The organism is Streptomyces sp. NPDC057287 (genome assembly GCF_042667905.1).
In the GTDB taxonomy this organism is placed as follows: domain Bacteria; phylum Actinomycetota; class Actinomycetes; order Streptomycetales; family Streptomycetaceae; genus Streptomyces.
On sequence record NZ_JBHUYV010000028.1, the window covers coordinates 14,245 to 35,728 of the forward strand.

General features: G+C 72.0%; 17 protein-coding genes and 1 pseudogene. 4 read left to right on the plus strand and 14 right to left on the minus strand.

Annotated elements, in window-relative coordinates; genetic code table 11:
* Positions 1-7 precede the first annotated feature (7 nt).
* Positions 8-841: a hypothetical protein gene (locus ACFUNE_RS35520; protein WP_383576740.1), complete on the minus strand. Its 834-nt coding sequence runs from the start codon at positions 839-841 to the stop codon at positions 8-10.
* Between the two features lie 417 nt (positions 842-1,258).
* Between ACFUNE_RS35520 and ACFUNE_RS35525 the strand changes: the two genes are divergently transcribed.
* Positions 1,259-1,942 (plus strand): TetR family transcriptional regulator, encoded by a 684-nt coding sequence (locus ACFUNE_RS35525; RefSeq protein ID WP_383576742.1) that lies wholly within the window; start codon positions 1,259-1,261, stop codon positions 1,940-1,942.
* A gap of 100 nt (positions 1,943-2,042) precedes the next feature.
* Here the strand turns inward: ACFUNE_RS35525 and ACFUNE_RS35530 are convergent, their stop codons facing one another.
* Both ACFUNE_RS35530 and ACFUNE_RS35535 read right to left on the minus strand, forming a co-directional pair.
* A complete protein-coding gene (locus ACFUNE_RS35530; protein ID WP_383576744.1) occupies positions 2,043-2,918 on the minus strand; it encodes a cyclase family protein in 876 nt (291 codons plus the stop codon).
* Between the two features lie 115 nt (positions 2,919-3,033).
* The gene (locus ACFUNE_RS35535; protein WP_383576746.1) at positions 3,034-4,638 is read right to left on the minus strand and encodes an FAD-dependent monooxygenase; all 1,605 of its coding nucleotides are present in this window, start codon (positions 4,636-4,638) and stop codon (positions 3,034-3,036) included.
* A 71-nt stretch (positions 4,639-4,709) separates the two neighbouring features.
* On the opposite strand from ACFUNE_RS35535, the gene ACFUNE_RS35540 reads away from it, so the two are divergent.
* The gene (locus ACFUNE_RS35540; RefSeq protein WP_383576748.1) at positions 4,710-5,150 is read left to right on the plus strand and encodes a MarR family winged helix-turn-helix transcriptional regulator; all 441 of its coding nucleotides are present in this window, start codon (positions 4,710-4,712) and stop codon (positions 5,148-5,150) included.
* 739 nt (positions 5,151-5,889) lie between these two features.
* Here ACFUNE_RS35540 and ACFUNE_RS35545 read toward each other — a convergent pair.
* From ACFUNE_RS35545 to ACFUNE_RS35595, 11 genes and pseudogenes are all read right to left on the minus strand, one after another.
* Positions 5,890-6,423: pseudogene (locus tag ACFUNE_RS35545) on the minus strand (SDR family NAD(P)-dependent oxidoreductase); the annotation flags it as partial.
* Positions 6,424-6,681: 258 nt separating this feature from the next.
* Complete coding sequence (locus ACFUNE_RS35550; RefSeq protein WP_383576750.1) at positions 6,682-7,362, minus strand: SGNH/GDSL hydrolase family protein; 681 nt, start codon at positions 7,360-7,362, stop codon at positions 6,682-6,684.
* A gap of 254 nt (positions 7,363-7,616) precedes the next feature.
* A complete protein-coding gene (locus tag ACFUNE_RS35555; RefSeq protein ID WP_383576752.1) occupies positions 7,617-10,319 on the minus strand; it encodes a hypothetical protein in 2,703 nt (900 codons plus the stop codon).
* Entirely contained in the window at positions 10,316-11,071 is a 756-nt protein-coding gene (locus ACFUNE_RS35560) for an N-acetylmannosamine-6-phosphate 2-epimerase (protein WP_383576754.1), read from the minus strand. The genes ACFUNE_RS35555 and ACFUNE_RS35560 overlap by 4 nt, the downstream gene beginning before the upstream one ends.
* Before the next feature lie 46 nt (positions 11,072-11,117).
* Positions 11,118-12,908: an FAD-dependent oxidoreductase gene (locus tag ACFUNE_RS35565; RefSeq protein ID WP_383576756.1), complete on the minus strand. Its 1,791-nt coding sequence runs from the start codon at positions 12,906-12,908 to the stop codon at positions 11,118-11,120.
* The gene (locus ACFUNE_RS35570; protein ID WP_383576758.1) at positions 12,905-14,428 is read right to left on the minus strand and encodes a DUF4127 family protein; all 1,524 of its coding nucleotides are present in this window, start codon (positions 14,426-14,428) and stop codon (positions 12,905-12,907) included. Before ACFUNE_RS35570 ends, ACFUNE_RS35565 begins: the two co-directional genes overlap by 4 nt.
* A gap of 101 nt (positions 14,429-14,529) precedes the next feature.
* Entirely contained in the window at positions 14,530-15,510 is a 981-nt protein-coding gene (locus tag ACFUNE_RS35575; RefSeq protein ID WP_383576760.1) for an ROK family protein, read from the minus strand.
* The gene (locus tag ACFUNE_RS35580) at positions 15,507-16,289 is read right to left on the minus strand and encodes a GntR family transcriptional regulator (RefSeq protein WP_383576763.1); all 783 of its coding nucleotides are present in this window, start codon (positions 16,287-16,289) and stop codon (positions 15,507-15,509) included. The genes ACFUNE_RS35575 and ACFUNE_RS35580 overlap by 4 nt, the downstream gene beginning before the upstream one ends.
* A complete protein-coding gene (locus ACFUNE_RS35585; RefSeq protein ID WP_383576765.1) occupies positions 16,286-17,215 on the minus strand; it encodes a carbohydrate ABC transporter permease in 930 nt (309 codons plus the stop codon). The genes ACFUNE_RS35580 and ACFUNE_RS35585 overlap by 4 nt, the downstream gene beginning before the upstream one ends.
* Complete coding sequence (locus ACFUNE_RS35590) at positions 17,212-18,090, minus strand: carbohydrate ABC transporter permease (protein WP_383576767.1); 879 nt, start codon at positions 18,088-18,090, stop codon at positions 17,212-17,214. Before ACFUNE_RS35590 ends, ACFUNE_RS35585 begins: the two co-directional genes overlap by 4 nt.
* Positions 18,091-18,272: 182 nt before the next feature.
* A complete protein-coding gene (locus ACFUNE_RS35595; RefSeq protein WP_383576769.1) occupies positions 18,273-19,589 on the minus strand; it encodes an ABC transporter substrate-binding protein in 1,317 nt (438 codons plus the stop codon).
* A gap of 292 nt (positions 19,590-19,881) precedes the next feature.
* On the opposite strand from ACFUNE_RS35595, the gene ACFUNE_RS35600 reads away from it, so the two are divergent.
* Positions 19,882-21,174, plus strand: a complete 1,293-nt coding sequence (locus tag ACFUNE_RS35600) for a DUF3370 family protein (RefSeq protein WP_383576771.1) — start codon at positions 19,882-19,884, stop codon at positions 21,172-21,174.
* A gap of 110 nt (positions 21,175-21,284) precedes the next feature.
* The gene (locus ACFUNE_RS35605; RefSeq protein WP_383576773.1) at positions 21,285-21,434 is read left to right on the plus strand and encodes a hypothetical protein; all 150 of its coding nucleotides are present in this window, start codon (positions 21,285-21,287) and stop codon (positions 21,432-21,434) included.
* Positions 21,435-21,484 lie beyond the last annotated feature (50 nt).

Here is a 21,484-nt window from a genome sequence, read left to right on the forward strand (position 1 = left end):
TCGGCGGCTATGCGGCCGCCCGCTTCCCGCGCCGCCGGTCGGCGATCACCATGAGTGCCAGTCCGGCGAGCGCCCACAGGGCCAGGACGAGGAGCGGTCCGCCCGCGCCGGTGCCGTCGAAGAAGGCGTTGGAGCGCAGCAGGCTGCCCGAGGCGCCGGGGGGAAGGAGTTGGCCCAGCGTGGACCAGCCGTCGGGCAGCCAGTACGGGCCGGTGCCCAGGCCGGAGAGCGGGTTGCCGAGGAACATCATCACCACGGAGCCCGCGCCGAATCCGGCGTAGCCGAAGAGCGACTCGAGGCCGAGGAACGGTATGGCGAGCGCCGCCATTCCCAGGCCCATGCCGAGGCTCGTGAGCCAGAAGTTGCCGTCCAGGGTGCCGATGCCGAACTGGAGCACGGCGGTCACGGCCGCCCCGGCGGCCAGGGCGAAGGCGATCACCCCTGCGAGCCTCAGGCGCAGACCCGCGTGGCCGGGGAAGAGCTGGAGCAGGACGACGGCGGGCAGGATGCCACCGAAGATCATCGGCAGTGCCGCTGAGGCGAGTCCCGTCCCCTTGGGGTCGTCGTCGGGAAAAGGAACCACCTCGTGGACGTTGACCGGCACGCTTTGCCGTTCCGCCAGGGAGTCACCCAGCGCGGTGATGGCGCCGGTGGCCTGCTGGCCGCCGGCGGCCGCCGTGTAGACGGTGACGCCGTCGGCCTCCATGGAGAAGCCGCCGAGCGCGTCCCGGTCCTGGACAGCGCGGGTCAGGGCCCGGGTGTCGGGGTAGGCGGTGACATCCCACTCGTCGTCGGGAAGCTGGGCCTCGAGCGAGTCGACGGCGGACTGTGGCCCGGTCATACCCACGGGAACCTGGTGGGGGCCGCCGTTCGCGGAGGGCAGCCCGAAAGCGCACAGCATCAGCGTAATCGCGGCGGTCAAGCCGATGACGACGGCAGTGAGCCGCACGAAACGCTTGCGGCCCTCCGGGGCCGGCGCAGCATGGGTGGCCGTGCCCGTTTCGGGAGGCGGGGAGGACTGGAGGGTATCCGAAGGCATGGCAACCGTTTCTAGTCGAATGTATTGCGCCGGAAAGGAGTAGGCCGGCCCGATGGCCAGAAGGTTCGAACGGAAGATCCCAAGCTCACGTCCTTGACGGGCGCGCGGACAAGGCCGATATGCGGGGGGGGGTGCGGTCCGACCATCTATTTCCACTATACAACTCAGCAAGCAATGAGTTCATTAGGTAGTGAGTTCTGGGGACGGCATGATGGGGCCATGGGTGAACTACGCGAGCGAGGCAATGTCGGCGCCGGGACGGGCGGAAGGGCGGGTGCGGAGAAGCACGCGGGGGGGCGTCGGCCCGGTGAGACCCGGACGAGGGAGGCGATCCTGACCGCAGCCCGTACGTGTTTCGCCGATCGCGGCTTCGACGCCACGAGCCTGCGGCGCATCGCGGAGACGGCGGGGGTGGACCAGGCGCTCGTGCACCACTTCTACGGCACGAAGGAGAACCTGTTCATCCAGGCGCTGGAGCTTCCGGGGATGATGCGGGAGGCGATCGCCTCCGCGGCCCGCGGCGGTGTCGAGGGCGTCGGAGCGAGGATGGTTCGCGCTCACATGTCCGTGTGGGACGACGTGTCGGCCCGGCCGGCGCTGATGACCATGGTGCGTTCCGCGGCCATCCACCGGGCCGCCGCCGCTCAGCTGCGGGACACGGCGACGTCCATCCTGGCGGACGCGTTGAGCGACGTGATCACCGGTGAGGACGCGGACCTGCGTGCGAGTCTCATTGCCACCCAGCTCGTCGGTCTCGCTCTGATGCGTTACCTCCTGGTCCTCGAACCCCTGGCCTCGGCCGACGCCGAGACGGTGGCCCGCCACTACGGACCCGCCCTCCAGGCGATCGCGGAGGGCGGCCCGGGCCATAGGAACGACGACGACCGCAGGTCTGCCGGGTAGTTGGTCCTCAGGTCACTGCCTATGTCCGGCGATCGGCTTCAACTGTTCGTGTATCGTCCGCCTCTGCCGGACGTCCGGGTGGTGCCAGCTCGGTTCGCGATCAGAAGATCGCGAGCGGATTGACCGCGAGCCCCGTGGCGCCCGTGATGCGCGGCGGCGCGAGAACGAGCATGAAGCTCCACCGCTGCAGCAAGGCACACCTGTCGGCGAGGTCGGCGAGGTCAGCGGCGTCCACCAGCGGCAGCCCGAGCCGTGCCAGTGCGACCTGGTGCATCGGCATCGGAAAGCTGGGTGGGCGGGCGTCGCTGATGTCGCCGATGTAGAGGGCCGCACCGTGCTCGTCCAGCCAGTCGACGGCGCTGAGGTCCAGCCCGGGGACGGGCTGGTCCATGGGCTGGTTGACGTCCCAGCCACCGCGGACGACGATCGCGTCGCCCGGGTGCACCGACGTACCTGCCCGGTCGAGCGCCGCGTCGAGATCTGCTCCGCTGACACGGTGGTCCGCGTCGAGACTGCCGCCGTCGGGGGCCAGGTCCAGAAGGATGCCCCGCGTGACGATGCCCCCGGCGACGTGGTCGGCGGAGGCGTGGCGTACCCCGGTTGGTGTGATGGCGTCTTGCAGCGGGACGCCGGGATAGACCTTGTCGCCGACAGGGATGTGGGAGAGCGCGTCGAAGTGCGTCAGTCCGGCGTTGTGCGTATTGATGAGCAGGGAGTCCGTGAGGGCCATGGGCCGGGCTCCATTGAAGTTCACGACTTGCATGACGGGCGCGGGCATCGTGGCGGGACTCCCGACGGGCGAGAGGCCAGTGGTGAGCGGTATGGGGGCGGTGGGACGCGCGAGGCTCACTGAGGTCGCGTCGTGCACTTCGTCCGCGGCGCGTGAGCGTGCCGCGTCGTCGATCAGGTTGAGCGCACCGATCTCGTCGGCGTCACCCCAGCGTCCCCAGTTGAGGGGCAGGCCGTTCTCGGTCATCCGAATCCCTTTCCTCGTGTCCTGGGGCTTCGCCGCAGCTTCGTGCCGTAGCAAAGCCCCTCCGCATTCACCCGTCCTGCGTGCTCCCTGCAACTCGGAGGGCGGTATCCGTTGGTCATGCGCGTGCCGGCTCCGGCGCGTGGAGGCTCGTCATGCGGTTCAGGGCGGTGCGGAGACTGGTGCCTCCGGTGCCACGGGCGCTGAGGTAGCCGTCGGGGCGCACGAGGATCCAGTCCGTGTCGGTCGCGGCCAGTGTGTCGTGGACCCGGCCGTCGGGGTCCCACACGCCGTGGTCGTTGGCCGGGCGCTCGCGGCTGACTGTCACGGTGTTCACCCAGGCAGGCAGCGATCCGGTCTCGGCGGTGAGGCGGTCCTGCTCGGTGGTGTCCTCGCTCCCGGGGAAGACGAGCAGGTGCCAGGCGGGCGACCTGAGCTTCGCCCGCAGGATTGTCCAGCCGGGTGACTGGGCGTCGGCGGCTGAGAGTTGCGTGAGTCGCTCGCCGGGTCGCGGACCCTCACCCGGTTCGTCGCCGGGCACCGTCAGCGGGCTGTCGGGGTAGGCGATGGCCAGCCCCGACATGTTGCGGATGAGCCGGCGCATGAAGCCGCGATCGATCTCCCGGGGATCCCCGGCGTCCCCGGTGGTGGCGTCGACCATGGCCGTGTTCATGACCTCGCCGGTGGAGGCGAGCAGGGCCTGGCCGATGGGCACGCGCTCGGCGTCGTAGGTGTCGAGCAGCGTGGGGTCGGCGTGGCCGTGAAGGACCATGGCCAGCTTCCATGCCAGGTTGTACGCGTCCTGGATGCCGGTGTTGAGGCCCTGTCCGGACGCCGGGGAGTGGACGTGAGCGGCGTCTCCCGACACGAAGCACCGTCCGACGTGCATCGCGGGGACCGCGCGCTGCTGGATGGTGAACTTCGACGTCCAGCTGGGACTGTCCACGACGGTCTCGCGCCCCAGAGCCTGCGACAACTTGGCGCTGAACTGCCGGGCGATCTGCTCGGGTTGCTCGGCATCTCCTTCGCCGGAGGTGTCCAGCAGCCGCCACTTGCCCGGTTCCGGAAACGGGAACAGCATGAGCGCGCCGCCCGGGGGGAACAGCCAGTGCAGGCCGTCGATGTCCACATCGGTGTGCACGATCGCATCGGCGATCAGCCACCTGTGGGCGGATTCGCCCACCAACGGGAGCTGGAGGGTCTTGCGTACGGTTGAGTGCCCGCCATCACAGCCCCACAAATACCGTGCGCGCACGCTCTCCTCGGCCGTTCCGGCACCGTCGCAGCTGCGCAGCACGGCCGTGACAGCGTCGTCGTCGTGCCGGAACGACTCCAGCCGGGTTTTCCACTCCACCGCGACCCCTGCCGCCGCGGCATGCCCGCGCAGGACACGCTCGATGATCACTTGGTCGACGTTGAACATGTACGGGAAGCGCGTGGGCAGGCCGGCGAAGTCGTAGTCCACCCGGAATGCGTGGTCGGCCTGATGCCGGATGAACCCGTTGACCCTCGTTCCGTGTGGCGCAATCTCGCCGAGAATCCCGAGCTGGTCGTAGATCTCCAGGCTCCGGGCGTGGGAACCCAGCGCGCGGCTGGTGGTCGCCGGACCCGTCGCGGCATCCACCAGGCGAACCGACACCCCCGACCGTGCCAGCCGTGATGCCGCCATCAGTCCGACCGGCCCGGCCCCCGCCACGAGGACGTCCACGTCATAGCCTGTCATGCAACCACCCTCCCTGCGTAAGCTTTGCTGACACAGGGACGGTACCCCACGAGCAAGGAGACCTGTCAACCATGACGACTGAGGCCGGCCCGGACGCATATCTGCCGCTGCCCGCGCTCCTGCAACGAGGTGTCCGATGGTTCTCCGACGAGCTCACCTCGCGCCTGGAGGCCGCGGAAGTGGCCCCCGTGACGCCGGCGCACACGACCGTGCTCGCACACCTGGGCCACGACACGCCCCTGAGCATCGCCGAGCTGGCCCGCCGTGCCAGCGTCACCCGCCAGACGATGCACCGCGCCGTCACGCAGCTCATCGAAGAAGGCCTCCTGACCAGCACGCCGGGGCCCGGGTTCCCGCGCAGCATCCTCATCGAGCTGACCGACGCCGGTCGCCGACGCCGTGACGTCGCCCTGGGAATTCTTCGTGACCTGGAAGAGGAGCTCGGCAGCCGGCTGGGACCCGCGACCGTAGCGGAGCTTCGCGACACCCTGACGCGAGCGTGGCCGCGCTAAAGGATCGCCCTTGCACTCGACGTCAACGGTGACGACGCTTACTGCAGGCCGCGCGGCAGACGTTCTCTACGGAGCTGTCTCACCACCATGGGAGGGTGTCGGCGCAGAAGAGCCGGGCGGCCGTCGAACGGCTGTCTCGGCTAGGCGAGGACGAGGCGTTGACCGCGGCGCACGCGCACATCGCGGAGAGCCTTGAGTGTCGGAGCGGACGGTGTGACGCTGGCTCACGCTGCCGGAGCCGTCCGCGCTACGAGCTGCGCCAGACCGACCGGGCGGCGCTCGCCTTCTACCGGGGCAACGTCGCCGTGAGGTCCGCGCCCGGCGCCGGTGACCGATGGCAACGGCACGACGGCTGAGGCACCGGTACCCGCCTTCCTCGCCGAGGGCTGGGCGAGCGCGAGTCCGGTCGCGGAGCGCACCCTGACGCCGGTCTGCCCGGCCCCACCGTGGAACTGATCGTCGACGCCGACGTACACATCTCCCACGGAGCCCTGGCCCGCACCACCGGTGACCTGAGCCGGCCCAACCGTCCCTTCACCGGTGGATCCGGAAAGGGCCAGTCGTCGCCGCGTCTCGCTCGTCAGACTGCGTGACGACAGGCCGGATCGGACGTTGGCCACCGTGACAGGTGTGCAGATCCGACCGCTCCATAGCGGACTTGTGTCAGGTGACAGCCCCGGCCCCCGTCCGTTGTCGGGACTGTCGTTGTGGCGGGCCGGCCGGCTTCGCGCGGGGCCGTCTACCGGCTCGGGTCGTTGTCCTGGGGAAAGTCGGTGGAGCGGGCGAGGTCTTCCCAGGTGTTCAAATCATGGTCGACGGCGTCGCGTCCGGCGCGGATCAGGCGCAGTGCGTCGGAGCCGAGGACGAGGTGGGCGGGCGGATTCGATGTGCCGAGGATGCGCAGAACGGCGGCCGCCGCCCGGGCCGGGTCGCCGAACTGCCGGCCGCTGGCCTGGTGACGGGCGGCGCGGATGGGCTCGAACAGGGTGTCGTAGTCGGGGAGGGTGCGCGGGACGCGGATCATGGAGCGCCCTGCCCAGTCGGTGCGGAAGGAACCGGGCTCGATTGCGGTGACACGGATGCCGAAGGGGGCGACTTCCTTGCCGACGGCTTCGAGGATGCCTTCGAGGGCGTACTTGCTGCCGCAGTAGGCGGAGACGCCGGGAAAGCTCGCCAGGCCCCCCATGGAGGTAACGGCCAGGATGTGCCCGCGGCACCGTTCCCGCATGAAGGGCAGGACGGCCTGGACGGTGGAGGCGGCGCCGAAGACGCCGCCCGCAGCCTCCCGGCCGGCGACGGCGAGCTCGCCGTCCTGGACCACCACCGCCAGGACGCGGTTCCGGGTGGCTTCTCCGACCCGTGGCGAGTGCATTCAAGTCGCGGCTGTGCCTGTGAATGCAACAGCACCGGCCGGATCAACGGTGGGCGCCCGAGTGTCCCATGGGATCTCGCGGAAGTGGCGGCCGGGGCCAACGAGCTCAGCTTCACCGCCCTGCAAAGCCGTCCTGGACCGCTGCGTCGTCGTCCGTGGTCACCAGGTCGGCCGACAGTCCACCGGCATCTCGTGGTTGGTGAACTCGTCGACGACGCTGGTGAAGCCCGCGCTGGCCGCCGCCTTGGCGAGGACGCTGTTGAGGGTGTCGGAGCCGCGGTTGATCGCGGCACGCTCGTTCTCGGTGAGGCCGACGATGCAGTTGCCGCTGAGCTTGTAGAAGCGGGGGTAGCCGAGGACGACGACCTGGGCGCGGGAGGCGCGGCTGCGGATGTCACCGTAGAGGCCGCTGAGGCTGCCGGGGAGCGTCCCATTCATCTTGCCGATCGCGGTGTTCACGGCGGAGACGCAGGTGGCCTCGCTCTGCAGGACGCAGGTCTGCTTGACGTCGGCGAAGCCCACGTCGTTGCCGCCGGCGGTGACGCTGACGAGCGTGGTCGCGCCGCTCAGCGCGCTGAGCTGACCGCTGCGGACGGTCCCGGTGGTCGCACCGGAGCACGCCTTGAAGGCGAAGGAGGCGGGCGCGTTGTGCGCGGCCCACAGCGCGGGGTACGCCACGCTGCTCCGGCGGCAGTCACCGCTGTCGGAGTAGTAGCTGCCCGCACCGACGCCCGAGGAGTACGAGTCGCCGAGGGCCACGTAGTTGTCGCCTGCGGCCGCGGCCGGCTGGGCGACGGCGAGCGCGGTGGTCGCGGAGAGGACGATTCTTCGCCAGGGCATGCCGATCAACCCCAATCCGTTGTCGGGGAGTGGTGTTACGGGAAGGTTGCACTGTGGTGCGGGTCACTTCTAGCAGGCTCGCGTACCGGCGAGTAGCCCCCTGCACGGAGGTCGCCCGATTTGGCCGCATGTCTATTTCTCCGCGCGTAGACTCGACCCGTTTATGACCCCGGTCATGGCGGAACGACCGAGCCCCCTCCGCCGTAACGGGGGGCTCGTTGGCCGTTCGCGCCGGTCAGCTCGCGCGGAATCGATTACGCGGAAGCGGTCAGACGAAAACTCAGCGTGGCGAACGGGGCGAGCGGCCACACACCGGCCACGGCGCCCTGACGGACCGTCGCCCCGCCCGTCGGCCGCTCGTCCAGGCGGACGGGGGTGAGCAGCGCACCCTCGGGGGCGTGGACCCGCGCCTCGCACGCGACGGAGGCCGGGTTGGTGAGGCGCAGGACGATCCCGTCACCGTCCTCGGCGGGCTTAAGGACGGCGAGGAGCGCCCCGCCGACGCGGATCGCCCCGGCGGCGGGCTCGGCGGTGGTGCCGGGCCGGAGCTGCCAGGCGCGCGGCGGGGTGCGGAACGCGGCTGCCCGGTGGGCCAGTCGGGTGTCCGTGGCCACGTCGGCACCCAGGGCGAGCGCGAGGTCGAACCGCTGCGGGCCCTGGCACTGCGCCTCGGGCGTGGGGAGCATCGGCCCGGCCCCGGTGGTGCGGCTGGACAGATCGAACCGGGAGAGCCAGCCGACGGACCGCAGCAGGGTGACCACGAGCTCCTGGTCGGCCCCGGAGGCGGTCTCCGCGGCGCCCAGCGCGCGCATCTCCGGCAGGCCGGGCGCGAACACGGCGGTGCGGTCCGCGCCGCGCCCGACCGCGCCGAGCCCCTGGACGGGCGCGGAGCCGCAGACGGCCTCGTGACCGCGCTCGGTGGGCAGCGGGCCGAGGTCGGGGCGCACCGGGCGCTCGATGAGGCTCCACTGCGCGTCGCCGGTCCAGGTGTCCGCCCCGCGCGCGGTGGGCGCGTGGAAGCGGAGCCGGTGATCGCGGACGGTGTTGTCGAGCGCGACGTGCCAGCGCAGGAGCGGGTCGCCGTGCCAGTGGGTGACCTCGATCCGGACCGGGACGGCCGTGGCCTCCTCGGCCCGGCCCGTGCGGTCGGTGGTGAGCCCGGCCGGCAGGTCGAGGACGGCGTCCAGCTCCAGGACCGTGCGCACGGCGGAGGTGCGGACGCGGGAGTCGAGCAGGCGCGGGACGACCGTACGGTCGTGCACCGGCGGGTCGTAGTTGTACGTGTCACCGCTGTCGCCGCCGTCGGTCAGCAGGCCGAGCCCGGCCAGCCGCGAGCCGTCGGCGCGGGTCAGGGTGAGCGAGGCGTCGTCGGCGGCGGTCAGCAGGCCCCCGCCCGGCGCGGGCATCGAACGGGCCTGCTCCGTCACGGCGTCGGCCTCCGCGGCCGGGGCGTCGCCGAGGGTGACGCGCAGGACCGTGCGGCCGAGGCCCGCGACGGCCGGTGCGGTGAGGTGCAGCCGGTGGCGCAGGGCGGGACGGGAGTCGGGCAGCAGGTCGAGGTCGGCCTCGAAGGCGGTTTCGGCGCCCAGGGCCTCGGCCTCGAAGGGAACGGGCGTGCCGTCCGGGGCAGTGAGCGCGACCGGGTGGCGGTCGAGCGCGGTGAGCAGTTCGACGGTGAGCGGGCCGCCGGCGCTGTCCGCGTGCGGGTTGAGGACGGCGATCTCGGCGTGCTCGCGCGCCGGGTCGCCGTACGCGCGCACGTCGAGCCCGGAGGCGAGCAGGGCGCGGCTGACGATGTGCTCGCCGAGCTGCCGGACCCGCTCGTAGCGCACTGCGTTCTCGCGGTGCACCTCGTCCACACTGCACCCGCACAGCGAGTCGTGCGGGGCGTTGCGGAGCAGCAGCTCCCAGGCGTGGTCGAGGTCCGCGCGCAGGGTGCGGTCGTCAGGGGCGTGCAGGGCGAGGGCGGGCTCGGCCCAGCGCTCCAGGAGGTTCTGGGCGGCGGCGTTGGCCTGCTTGAGGTAGGTGCGGGCGGAGAGGGTGCCGGCGAGGATAAACGTGAGGTACCCGGCGGGCTCACGCAGTTCGCCCTCGACGAGCGGCAGCGGCTCGCCGTGCGCGGCGCGGGTGTCGGCCGCTGTGCGGGCCACGGCGAAAAAGTCCTCCAGGGTGCTCTCTCGCAGCGCCGCCCCGGTGGCCTCCGCGCCGGAAGCGGCGTCGCGGATACGGGCGCCGGGGCCGCTGGGGGCAAGGTGGTCGCCGCCGTTCATCAGCAGCCAGGGGCCTTCGGGAAGCCGCTTGTGCTCGCCTGCAAGGTAGTCGCCGAGCCGGGTGGCGGCCGTGGAGGCGTCGTCGGTGGCCGTGCCGGCGTAGGCGGTGGAGTCGTCCTTGGCCTCGGCGGCGGCGTCCGGCCAGAGGACCTCGGCGCCGTGGTAGCCCTGGTTGACGGCGAAGACCTCGGAGCCGTCGGGCGAGCGCCAGCGGAAGCGCGCGACGCCGTCGGGGGCGCCGCGCCAGATCAGGGCGGTGTCCATGCCGAAGCCGTTAAGCAGGCGAGGCAGGTCGGCGGGGTGCCCGAAGGCGTCGGGCGAGTAGCCGACGCCGGCCAGCCTGCCCGTCACCGACGCGTGGCGGCGTGCGGTGAGCAGGTTGCGGATCAGGTTCTCGCCGGAGACCAGCTGGTTGTCGGCGAGTACGTGCCACGGGCCGAGGGTGAGCCGGCCGGCTCGGGCATGGGCTCGCAACCGCTCGGCGAGGTCGGGGCGCAGCGCCTCGACGTCCGCGAGGACGATGGTCTGGCCGTCCAGGTGGAAGGCCTTCATGCGGCCGTCGTCCAACTCCTCGCAGACGCGGCTCGCCAGCTCGACGAGCCGGGCGCGGAAGGACTCGAACGGGCGGTACCACTCGCGGTCCCAGTGGACGTGGGTGACGACGTGGCACTCGGGGGCGGTGGTCATGCGGTGGGCTCCTGTGCAGGGTGGGCGGCCGCCGAACGGGCAGACTGCCGACGTATGTCGGCGGCGAAACGCTGGGTGATGGAGGTGGGGCGGGTGATCGCCCCGCCGACGACGACGGCGTGCGCACCCAGGGAGAGGGCCCGCGCGGCCTCGCAGGGGGTGCTGATGCGGCCCTCGGCAATCAGCGGGACGGTGAGGGCGGGGGCGAGCGAGGCGATCAGCGCGAAGTCGGGGCTCCTCGGCGTGGCGGCGGTGTGTCCGGTGTACCCGGAGAGGGTGGTGGCCACCGCGTCCGCGCCCGCGGCCTCGGCGGCCAGCCCCTCCTCGTGCGTGGAGACGTCGGCGAGGACCCCGATCCCGAGCCGGTGCAGGGCGTCGATCGTCTCGGCGAGCGTCAGTCCGTCGCCGCGGGGGCGGGCGGTCGCGTCGAGCGCGACGAGGTCCGCGCCCGCCTCCGCGACCCGTCTGGCGTGCGCGAGCGTCGGCGTGATGTAGACGCCCGTCTCGCCGTCCTTCCAGAGGCCGATCACGGGGACGGCGACCGCCTGGCGGACGGCGTCGACGTCCTCGGGGGAGTTGATGCGGACGGCGGCGGCCCCGCCCTCGACGGCGGCGCGCGCCATCCGGGCCATGATCTCCGACCCGTGCAGGGCCTCGCCGGGCAGGGCCTGGCAGGAGACGATCAGCGATCCGGCCAGCTCGTGCAGTGCGGCGGTGGTCCGGGCGGGACGGGGGGCTCGGGTGGGTGACACCGGGTCCCTTTCGGTGGTAGCGGTCGGGGGTGCGGTGGTGGCGCTGTCAGACACGGGTACCACCGGCGGAGTGAGCGGCCTGGTCCAGGACGCGCTGCACCAGGGCGACGGCGAGGTCGCCCCAACTCATCTGCCAGGTGGTCGGGTTGAGGTCCTCGAACACGGATCCCGGCTCGCCCAGCAGACGCGCTGCCGCGTCGTGCAGCGCCTGCCGCTCCGCGGCGTCCGCCGACTCCTGTGGCTTGATGTCGAGTTCGGCGGCGCGGCGGCCGCGCAGCGCTCCGGCGGCGGCAAGCAGCTGGACAGCGACGAAGCGCGGGTCGCCGGGCGGGACGTCGAGGGCCCAGGCGATAGGCACCCCGTCGCCCACCAACCGCACCTGAAGGAGCGTCAGTTCGCGGCGGTTGCTGACGACCTCGATCGGTGCGAGCGAGCGGGCGCAGGACTGTGCGGCCAGCGCGCCGGCCGCCTCGCCGACGGCCCACTCGCCTTGGTGCACCCGGTAGGCGGACGCGGCGACCTGGGTGGCGGCGAGGTTCTTCGCCGCGGCGAGCAGGTTGCCGGGCTCGGCGGCGACCAGCGACGAGAGCGGCACCTGGAAAGGGGCGGTGAGCGCATAGGCGCTCGCTGGGTGGCCGATCCGGCTGTGCAGGTCCATGTGGTACATCGCGAGCCCGCCGGCGTCCGGGCGGTTCGCCGCCCGGACGAGGCCGGGCACCGGCTCCAGGTCCTGCTGGCGGATGGGGTCGGCGGTCCGCAGCCGGCGGGACTCGCGCAGGTAGGGCTCCTCGGCGTAGCCGTCGGCAGTGCCCGCGACATCCGGGGCGAGCCGCAGACCGGGGTAGCCCAGGCCGTTGCCGTCGTCGCGCGGACACTCGGTGCGCAGCCAGTGCAGGAAAGCCGCGGACAGCCGCTTGGCCTGCGCGTACGCCTCTTCCGGGTGGTCGATCGACGAGCGGTCGGCGTAGTCGTTGCCCGCCCAGTTGATCAGTGCGGCGTCCCGGCCGCCGAGGACCGCGCCTTGGCGCAGCCGGCGGTAGGTCCAGAACGGCAGGTGGCCGTCGGGGCCGTGCTCGAACATTCGGTAGCGGTGCTCGCGGTCGTCCCATCCGGCGATCTCCAGTGTGAACGGCTGGGTGTCGCGCCAGCGTTCGTAGCCTTCGGGGGCGGGGTCCGTCACCGGGTGGGCGTCCGCGGCCGGATCGTGCTCCACGACGAAACCGACCGTGCAGGACTGCACGGCGCCCGGCTGCGGCCCGCCGGCCAGGGCCAGCGGCTCGCCGTACGCGTCGCGGCCCTCGGAGCCGACGACCCAGGGCGCGCCGGCGAGGGGCAGCAGGTCGCCGGCCTCGGTGGCGTCGCAGAACACCTCAGCGATGAGGTCGGTGTCCGGGACGTACCGCCCGCGCAGCCGCACGGACGCCAGCCGCCCGCCCTCCCGCCGCGCCTCGACCGGAACCCGGCCCCGGAGCACCGTGAGCCGCCCCTCGGCGACGTGCGGGGCGAGCAGTTCCCCGATCGCCTCCTCGGCGGCGGACGGTTCGAAGCAGAGCCGGCTCACCCAGCCGCCACCTGGGTTGGCGACCCCGTCGTACCGCGCGCGGACCAGGTCGCGGAACGCCTGGTATGACGCGGACACTCCGCCGGTCTCGACGTGCGGGTGCTCGTCGAGCGCCGGAACCAGCTGCGTCGTCGCCTGGCCGCCGAGGCGGTCGAACCGGGCGGCGAGCACCACCCGGCGGCCGGCCCGCGCGGCCGCGAGAGCTGCGGCGACGGCCCCGAGGCCGGATCCGACGACGGCGACGTCGGCGAGGAGGGCGGGGACGGTCGTGCTCATGCGGTGGGCTCCTCAACGGGCCGGTGGACGGGGGCGGCGGTGCGGACGTCGAAGTCGGTCTCGAACGTGCGGTGCCAGGGCAGGTGGACGGAGCCGGGCTCGACACGGGCCTGGAAGCCGGGGAGTCGCCGGGCGTACGCGTCGAGCGCGGTGGCCAACCGGGCGCGGATCGGGTGGTCCTCGGGGACGTGGTCGTGTCGTCCGGGAACACTGCCGAGCTCGGCGCGGATCTCGGCGCGCACCTGCGTCATGTAGCCGTGGTCCTCGACGAAACGGTGCGCGAGCAGGTCCAGATGGGCGCGCTCGTCGAACCGCCCGGCGCGCCGCGCGGCCACGGCGGTCACCGCGTGGGCGACAACCGTGCCGAGCGTGTTGCCAGCCGTGTTCCAACCCGCGTACGCGGTGAGCCGGTGGGCCGCCCCCGTCCGGATCAGGGCGTCGGCCAGGAGTGGGTCCGCCCCATTGGGCTGGGCGCAGTCCGCCACGGCGACCGCGCGACCCGCCCGGAGGTGCCCGGCTGCCAGGTCCGCCACCGCCCGCGCGCCACGCGCCGCCGTCGCAGAGCGCCGGGTCGGCGGGCCAGCCGCCCAGTCGCCGTCGCCGTCCGGGGTGTGCACGAGGAGGACCAGGTCCGCGTCGGGCCCCTCGTGGACCGTCGCACCGCACGCCTCCACCTGCCCCGCCGCCGTCCGGCCCACGGGGATGTTCTCGTACGGCGCCACTCGGTCGAGCCCGCCCGGGTCCACCGCCTCGATCCGTATGCTCACGGATCCGGCGCCGAGCAGGCCGAGGAGCGTGCGGGCCACCAGCGTCGACGTCGCCTCGTCCGCGCCCGGCCGCACAGCGACCCGCGCGTCGACCTCCAACCGGGATCGCCAGAAACCGAGTTGCCGCAGCTCTGCCGTCGCGATGGCCCACGGGGCGGTGTCGTCCGCCCCGACCACGAGGCTCTCCAGGACCCCCTCCGCGGCGAATTCCAGCGCGGTCAGGTTCAGCGCGTGGTTCCGCAGCCGCCGGCGCGCGAAGTCCGCCCGGATCTCCGCCGGCACGGCCTCCCTGGCCCCCCGCAGGCCGTCCGGCTCGCCCCACTCCTCCGCACGGTGCAGCGCCGCAGACAGCCGGTGCAGCGCGGGGCCGTGCGGGTCCCAGTACGGCGGCTCCTCCATCGCGTCCGGCGAGTCCGGCGTCCGCGTGATCAGCGTGACCGCGTGCACGGGCGCAGCGATCTCCCGCAGCACCTCCCAGCGGGCCGACACCTCGGCCACCGTTGTCGCCCGCGTCCGCGAAGCGATCAGGCCGCCGTGCCCCAACGTCTCCAGACTCACCACGGCAGCGTCCGCGCTCTTCGCCGCCGTCCGCAGCCACTCCCCGAGCGCGCCCGCGTCCCCCGGCTCCCGTAGCCGCGGCATCAGCGCGGCCGGCGGCACGAGGGACGTCGCGCCGGCGACGGCGGCAATCTGGGTGGGGAGCCGGGAGCAGGCGGGGCGGTCGTCGAGGGGGAGGAGAGCGATGGTGTGCACGGTGAGATGCCTCGGCTTTCGGATGGGGCGGTGTGTTCAGACCAACTGCTCTGCGCGCGGGTCCATACAGCTAGGCCGGCGGGAGGAGGCGTTCATCTCGGCTAAGGCCCCCGCGGAGCGAGCGATACCGCGCCCAGGAGCACCGTGTCGGAGCCGAGTGCCGCGCGCACGACGGGGACGGCCCGCAACAGCGGGAGCACATGCGCGCCGAGGGACGCCCGAAGCGCCTCCTCGTACCAGGGGCCCGCATGGAGGACGCCGCCGGCGAGGACGACGACGTCGGGATCGAGCGTGCCGACGACACCGGCGAGCGCGTCACCGAGCGCGGCACCACCACGCCGCAGGACGTCACGCGCCTCGACGGACCCGTCAGCCGCCGCCGCGGCGACCACCCGCAGATCGGCCGCTCCCGCGAGGGACGCCATCGCCGGCCCGGAGGCGACCGCCTCCACGTGCCCCAGCGCCCCGCACGGACACCGGAGCCCCTCCGCCGCGGCGACCGGCACATGGCCGAGGTGCCCCGCCGCGCCGTTTCCGCCCCGTACAACTACCCCGTCGACGGCGACCGCGCCACCGATCCCCGTACCGGCCATGACGGCGACCGCGCCGCGAGCCCCCCGGGCGGCCCCCGCGACCAACTCCCCCGCCAGGAAGGCCTGGACATCACCGATCAGCACCGCCGGCGCCGAGAGCGCCTCCTCCAGGAGCGCGGCGAGCGGCGTCCCCGCCCACCCCGGCAGCGCGTCCGTCGCGGAGGCGATGGTCCGCCCGTCCGGCGCGACGACCCCCGCCGTGCCGACGCCGATCCCGGTCAGCCGCCCCGTGCCCGCGGCCGGCTCGGTGAGGACCCGCCCGGCGAGTTCGAGGACGCCGGCGACGACGGCTGCCGCCCCCTGGGCCGCCGGGGTCGGGGCCATCGCCCGGGCGAGCACCACGTCGCCCTCGCCGAAGACGGCAACGGCCGTCTTCGTCCCCCCGATGTCGACCCCCAGCCGCAGGCCGGGGCCGCCAGCCTGGCGCAGCCCTGAGGCGGACAGGGTGGGTGCGGTCGCTGCGTCGGAAGGCGTCGTTCGGCCGGTCATCCGCGGCGCTCCCGGCTGATCGTGAGGCGGTAGTCGTAGCGGTCCGCCCGGTAGAGGCTGACCGCCCGCTCGACGGCCCGCCCGCGGATGTCCCGGGTGACGCGCTCGACGAGCAGCGCGGGGAACTGCGGCGGCACGCCGAGCAGCGCGGCCTCGCGCGAGGCGACGACCGTGGCGCGGATCGTCTGGTCCGCGGTCTCGGGCGCGGCACCGGCTCGCTCCAGCCAGCCGTACAGGCTTTCCGGTTCGCCGTGCTCGACGAGTCCGGGGACGAGCGCCTCCGGCAGCCAGACGTTCTCCAGGCACATCGGCTCGTCGTCCGCCGTACGCAGCCGCTCCAGGTGGACGATAGGGGTGCCGGGGGCGAGGAACAGGTCGCGGGCACACTCGAGGTCGGCCTCGGTGCGCTCCAGGACGAGGAGCCGGCTATCGGGGACCATGCGCCGGCTGCGGATGTCCTCGGAGAACGAGGTGAGGTGCAGCGACTTGCTGATGGTGGCCGGGTCGGCGACGAACGTGCCCGCGCCCTGCACCCGGTAGACGCGCCCCTCCTGGGTGAGCCGCTCGACGGCGCGCCGCACCGTCATCCGGCTCACCGAGTAGCGCTGCATCAGGTCGCGTTCGCTCGGCAACGCCTCGTGCGGGGCGAGCCCGCCGTCGATCAGCGCGGTGAGCGCGGTGCGCAGCGCCTCGTGCTTGGGCTCGCGCTCGGCGGGCGCGCCCACTCCCGAAGCACCTGTCGGGGCGACCCCGCTACTGGTCCCCGTGCCACTGTTCATCCCTTGACCGCCCCTTCGCCCACGCCTCGGAAGAAGTACCGCTGCAGCGTGAAGAAGAGAAACAGCAGCGGAACCACCGCAATCATGGTGCCCGCCGCCACGACCCGCTGGTCATTGGTGAACGTGCCGGACAGGTACTGGATGCCCACGGTCAGCGTGTAGTTGGCCGAGTCGTTGAGCACGATCAGCGGCCACAGGAAGTCGTCCCACGCGAAGACGAAGCTGAAGATCGCGACGACCGCGGTCGTCCCCTTCACCGACGGCAGCGCGATTCGCCAGTACCGCTGCCACTCCCCCGCGCCGTCCAGGGTCGCCGCCTCCTCGAGCTCCTTCGGCAGCCCGAGGAACGCGTTGCGGAACAGCAGGATCGAGAGCCCGGTCGCGGCCATCGGCAGCATCACCCCTACGAGGGTGTCGTTGAGCCGCAGCGACCGCATCATCAGGAACTCCGAGACCATGATGGACTCGAAGGGGATGATCATCGTCGCCAGGAAGACCCCGAACGCGATCTTTCGCCCCCGGAACTCCATCCGGGCCAGCGCGTACCCGGCCAGCGACCCGAACAGGCAGTTCGTCGTCGCGCAGCCTATGGCCACGAGAAGCGAGTTGAACGCGTAGGAGAATACCGGGACGGTGTCCGCGGCCTTCGCGTAATGGTCGAGCGTCGGATTGGCCGGCAGCAGTTGCGGCGGATATCCGAATACGCTCTCTCCGGCCCCCTTCAGCGACGTCGACAGCTGCCAGAGGAACGGGCCGACGGTGACGACGAGTACGAGCAGCAGCAGGACGTATCGGACACCCTTGCCGCCCGCGGCGCGCAGCCTGAGCGCACGGGGCCTGGGTGCGACCGGAGCAGGCGGCCGGTTCGCGGCCTTCGCCACGGAACGGGCTTCGATGGTCGGCGGATTGGTTGTGGGCGCGCTCATGCCTGCTGCTCCCGGGAGTTGAGACGGGTGACGAACACGGACAGACCCAGCGTGCCGAGGAAGAGCGCCAGGCTCATCGCGGAGGCGTACCCCGCCTCCCCGCTCAGCCCGAGGCCTGCCTCGCGGATCGTGTAGACGATCGTGCGGGCCTCCCCGCCCGGTCCCGCGCTGCCGTCACTGAGGGTGTAGACCTCCGCGAACACCTTCGCCGACGCGATCGCCGACAGCGTTGCCACCAGCACCATCGTCGGCCGCAGCAGCGGCACGGTCACACTCATGAACCGGCGCACCGCACCCGCCCCGTCGACCTCCGCGGCCTCCAGGAGAGACCTCGGCACGTTCGCCAGCGCGGCGAGGTACACCACCATGTAGTACCCGAGGCCCTTCCACACCGTCATCGCCATCGCGCTGAACAGCAGCAGCGTCGAGTCCGTCAGGAACGGGACCGGCTCGGACACCACGTGCAGCCCCCGCAGCAGCGAGTTCACCAGACCGTCACTCGACAGCAGCCACGACCAGATCAGTCCCGCCACCACCATCGACGCCACGACCGGCGAGTAGAACACCGCCCGGAAGAACCCGACCCCCGCGATCCGCTTCTGCACCAGCACGGCGACCAGCAGCGGCAGCACCACCATCAGCGGCACCACCACCACGACATACAGCGCGGTGTTCCGCACCGAGAGCCAGAAGTCGGCGTCCCCGAGCAGTCGTTCGTAGTTCGCGAGGCCGGTGAACTGCCCTCCACCGAGCGTGCTGGCGTCCGTGAACGACAGCACGACCGTGTTGCTGAACGGGACGATGAAGAACGTCACCGCGATGACGAGCGCGGGGGCGAGGAACAGCCAGGGGGCATACCAGCGCCGGCCGGTCACGGGTCCTCCAGGGGGTAGGGGGTGGAACGTCGTCGCGGCCGAGGACTTCGGTCCGGCCGGCGTCTGATGCCTGCCGGCCGGATGCCGGTACCCGCGGCGGAGCCGCGAGTCTCACGTCGTCGGCCGTTCAAGGCCTTCGCGGAGCCCCCGCCCCTTTGCGGGGACGAGGGCTCCTCACCGCGTCAGCCAGTGATCTGGTTGGCCGCCTCGACGGCCTGGTCGAGCGCCTTCTGCGGGGCGAGCTTCCCCTGCAGAGCCAGCTGCACCTTGGCGACGACCGTCCTGGTGACGCGCTCGTCGTACTGCACCGGAACCAGGTTCTTCCCGTTCGCGATCTGCTCCGCCGAGATCATCCGCGCCTGCGCCTCCGCGGACCCGTCACCCGCCTCGGTGAAGTACGGGTCCTTCAGCGCGTCGGAGACCGACGGCAGCACCGTCACGATCTTCGAGAACGCCAGCTGGTTCTCCGCGTTCGCCATGTACGACGCGAACGACACCGCCGCCGCCTGGTTCTTGCTCGACTTCGGCACGAGCAGCCCCATGACGGACATGTTCGTCGCCCCCGTCGACCCGGTGATCTGCGGGCCGACCCCCGTCGCCTCGGCGATCTTCGGCGCGTTTTCCTTGATGATCGTCAGGAAGTTCGGCCCCGACGGCAGGACGCCGATCTGACCGGCCTGGTACGCCTCGGTCGCCTTGCTGTGGTTCTGCGTGAGCGAGTCCTTGGAGAACACGCCCTTCCTGTACGCCTCGGCGAGCTTGCCGAGGTAGGCCGCCGCCTCGGGCGTGTTGAAGGTCCACTTCTTGCCGGACTCGTCGAGCAGCGGCACACCCTGCTTGGCGAGGTCGGCGATGAAGCGGTTCTCCAGCGCCGGGTGGAGACCGTAGGCCTTGCCCTTGCCCGCCTCGGACAGCTTCTCGCCCGCGGCGAGCAGCTCGTCGAAGGTGGCCGGCGGCTTCTCCGCGTCGAGGCCGGACTTCTTGAACTGTTCCTTGTTGTACATGGTGACCTCGGAGGTGAGGTACCACGGGATGCCGAAGGACCCCTCCTTGCCGGGCACGGTGAACGCGTCCCAGGCGCCCGGGATGTAGTCGGCCTTGACGTCCTTCGCCGTCTTGTCCATGTCGACGAACAGGCCCTTGGCCTCGAGCGCCTGGGCGAACTGCGGGTTGAGGTTGACGACGTCGGCCATGGTGCCGGCGACCGCGTTGGCCGTCATCTTCTCCTGGGCGCCCTCGAAGGGCACGTCGACCCACTCGACGTGGACGTCCGGGTGCTTCTTCTCGTAGGACGCGATGACGCCCTCGATGTACTTCGTGAAGGTCGGCTTCAGCTGGAGCGTCTCGAAGCGGACGGTGCCCTGGAGGGCGGCGCCGGGCTTGTTCGCGGCCTGCGTGTCGGAACCGCTGTCCGGGGAACCGCCCAGGCCGCAGGCGGTGGTGAGGACGCCGAGGGCGACGGCGACGGACGCGAGACGGGTGCCTCTGCTGGAGGGCATGACGCTCCTAGGAAAGTTCCGGACACCAGCCGGAGAACGGAGAGAGGCCTGCGACGGCATGCCGCGCAGTCGGAGCAAGTGGTCCGTACCACTTGACGGGCATGAGTTTGCTGAGGGTTCGGTTCCGCGTCAAGAGGTTCACCGGATCTTTCTCCCGGAGCCCTTGCTCCATGGCCCGGGCAGTTCGCCGGGAAGCAGCGGAACCGACTCCGCAGGCCTTGCCAGCACCGGCCCTCACATGGCTTGATGTGCGCCGTCACCCCGCTGTACCCAACGAAGGGAACACCGCGCGATGTCTCATCTCCCCAGCCGGCGCCGTCTGCTGCTCACCGCTCCCGCCGCCATCGCCGCCGTGGTCACGGCCCGTACCACCGCGGAAGCCCTGGCCGCATCAGGTACGAACCAATTGGCGCGTCGCGCTGCGACGGCGACCACCATCAGTGAGAGCCAGTGGACCGCGGGCACCCCGACGGCCCCCGGCCCCACCGTCGCGCGGGAGCTGCTGCGGCAGTTGCCCGGCTCGATGGTCGGCCCCGAACTCGTGGTCTCCAACAACCCGGAGACCGTCACCGGCCCCGGCTGGCTGATGCAGCACGCCCGCACGACCTCGAACCGGGGTGGCGCAGCCCGCGCCCTCTCGGGCACGTTCCCGCTGTACCTGTACCACCAGAACAGCACCGGCGACACGGCCTACCTGCACGTCCTGGTCTCCAACCCGGGCAGCTCCGCGGTGACGGTGAGCGCCAACGGCTCCGCCTGGACGAACGCCGACAAACCACTCGTCCAGGACCCGGGCGCGCGCGCCGGCACCGGCCCCTGCTACGCCGTCTCCGCCGACTGGGCCTCGGGCAACCTGCGCACGTACCTCTCCCCCACCTCCGTCGGCGCGACGAAGGTGGTGCAGGCAGCGCGGATCCAGATGACCGGCTCCATCCTTGACGGGCTCCTGGAGATCACCGCCAGCGGCGGCGTGTACACCTACACCGTGGTCACCCGTGACGGGAACCTGAACACGGCGATCAACTACACGCAGAACGACAGCAACGCCGCCACCGGCAACATCATCGGCCAGACGGACACTACTTACGGCCGCGAGGCCGGCGTCTACGGCGGCTCGCGCTGGACCACCGGTGTCACCACCGTCGACGTCCCCACCGCTGGAAGGCACCTCGGACTCGCACTCAACACCACCGTCCGCCAGGTCGCCGCGCTCGACCAGACCGTCCCGGCCACCGCCGCGCTCCGCGACTCCTCCCAGCGCAGCTGGGGCAACTACGGCGCGCGCTACGCGATCGAACTCGCCCTGCACAACCCGTCCTCGGCATCGCGCACCGCCCGCCTGGCCTTCGGCTCCAACGTCACCGGCTCCACCGACGTCCCAGGCAACACCTGGAACGGCGCGATGGCCGTCTCCGTCGACGACGCGGCCCCCCAGCTCCAGACCGTCTACGTCCGCCCCACCGTCCCCCGCGACACCATCGGCACCTATACCCTCGCGGCCGGCGCCACCCGCACCGTGAAACTCGACTTCATGGTCCCCGGCCTCATCACGGCCGGCTCCCAGCTCCTCCTGGAGAGCATTTAGCCCTGAGCCCCTCCCGCCCCGTGCAGGGAGGGCCGGACGCCCCTCCCGCCGAGAGCCCGCACAACAACGACCACCGTGCCGCAGGTGCGGTGCGGTGGTCTTGGATCTGTATGTCGACATGCCCTGGCTCCTGGAGATCCAGGCCGAGGTGCTGCATCGACGCGCCCTACGGTGTCCTCTCCGGCCTCGTCGCCGACGTCCGCGCCCGCCGCACCGATGTCTACGACACCGCGGACCGCATCCGCTCCTGGCGCATCTGACCCCACTGCATCGCACGGTTCTCCGGAACGGAAGGCGCTCTTGCGCACCG

Coding starts and splice junctions, on each gene's coding strand:
- ACFUNE_RS35520 (WP_383576740.1), bottom strand. CDS start 841: ATGACCGGGCCACAGTCCGCCGTCGACTCGCTCGAGGCCCAGCTTCCC.
- ACFUNE_RS35525 (WP_383576742.1), top strand. CDS start 1,259: ATGGGTGAACTACGCGAGCGAGGCAATGTCGGCGCCGGGACGGGCGGA.
- ACFUNE_RS35530 (WP_383576744.1), bottom strand. CDS start 2,918: ATGACCGAGAACGGCCTGCCCCTCAACTGGGGACGCTGGGGTGACGCC.
- ACFUNE_RS35535 (WP_383576746.1), bottom strand. CDS start 4,638: ATGACAGGCTATGACGTGGACGTCCTCGTGGCGGGGGCCGGGCCGGTC.
- ACFUNE_RS35540 (WP_383576748.1), top strand. CDS start 4,710: ATGACGACTGAGGCCGGCCCGGACGCATATCTGCCGCTGCCCGCGCTC.
- ACFUNE_RS35550 (WP_383576750.1), bottom strand. CDS start 7,362: ATGCCCTGGCGAAGAATCGTCCTCTCCGCGACCACCGCGCTCGCCGTC.
- ACFUNE_RS35555 (WP_383576752.1), bottom strand. CDS start 10,319: ATGACCACCGCCCCCGAGTGCCACGTCGTCACCCACGTCCACTGGGAC.
- ACFUNE_RS35565 (WP_383576756.1), bottom strand. CDS start 12,908: ATGAGCACGACCGTCCCCGCCCTCCTCGCCGACGTCGCCGTCGTCGGA.
- ACFUNE_RS35575 (WP_383576760.1), bottom strand. CDS start 15,510: ATGACCGGCCGAACGACGCCTTCCGACGCAGCGACCGCACCCACCCTG.
- ACFUNE_RS35580 (WP_383576763.1), bottom strand. CDS start 16,289: ATGAACAGTGGCACGGGGACCAGTAGCGGGGTCGCCCCGACAGGTGCT.
- ACFUNE_RS35585 (WP_383576765.1), bottom strand. CDS start 17,215: ATGAGCGCGCCCACAACCAATCCGCCGACCATCGAAGCCCGTTCCGTG.
- ACFUNE_RS35595 (WP_383576769.1), bottom strand. CDS start 19,589: ATGCCCTCCAGCAGAGGCACCCGTCTCGCGTCCGTCGCCGTCGCCCTC.
- ACFUNE_RS35600 (WP_383576771.1), top strand. CDS start 19,882: ATGTCTCATCTCCCCAGCCGGCGCCGTCTGCTGCTCACCGCTCCCGCC.
- ACFUNE_RS35605 (WP_383576773.1), top strand. CDS start 21,285: ATGTCGACATGCCCTGGCTCCTGGAGATCCAGGCCGAGGTGCTGCATC.